The sequence below is a fragment of the Flavobacterium enshiense genome, assembly GCF_040750275.1.
Taxonomy (GTDB): domain Bacteria; phylum Bacteroidota; class Bacteroidia; order Flavobacteriales; family Flavobacteriaceae; genus Flavobacterium; species Flavobacterium enshiense_B.
The window spans coordinates 1-416 of sequence record NZ_JBDOCV010000005.1 but is presented as its reverse complement, the minus strand read 5'-3'; the positions used below and the strand labels follow the sequence as shown (position 1 = coordinate 416).

Genomic DNA, 416 nt, shown 5'->3' with positions numbered 1-416 from the left:
ACCTTGCAATTGGGAGGCGATCACAAGCTTGCTTTCGGAATGAAGGGGGGGGCTACCTTCCACAAGGTGGCTTTGTTCAGTGAGGTTTTCAACAATGTACCGGATGCGAACGACCCTGCTTTTTCGGAGAACACCAGCAACACGTTTTTGAACATTGGAGCGGGTATGTTCTATTATACGAATAAGTATTATTTAGGAGTGTCGGTACCGAATATGTTAAAATCGAAACACCTTGATTTCAATGGTAGAGAGTTTGGTTCGGAGGTATCGCATTATTTTGTAACGGGAGGTTATGTTTTTGACATCAACCAGAATGTGAAGTTAAAACCTTTTGCGATGGTCAAATCGGCCTTCAATGCCCCGACTTCCATCGATGCTTCCCTGAACACTTTATTGTATGAGAAGTTGGAACTTGG

1 protein-coding gene is annotated in these 416 nt (G+C 43.5%); it reads left to right on the top strand.

Annotated elements, in window-relative coordinates:
• Positions 1-416: PorP/SprF family type IX secretion system membrane protein (locus ABGT15_RS09145; RefSeq protein ID WP_367231114.1), on the top strand; the 416-nt coding region annotated here is incomplete at both ends.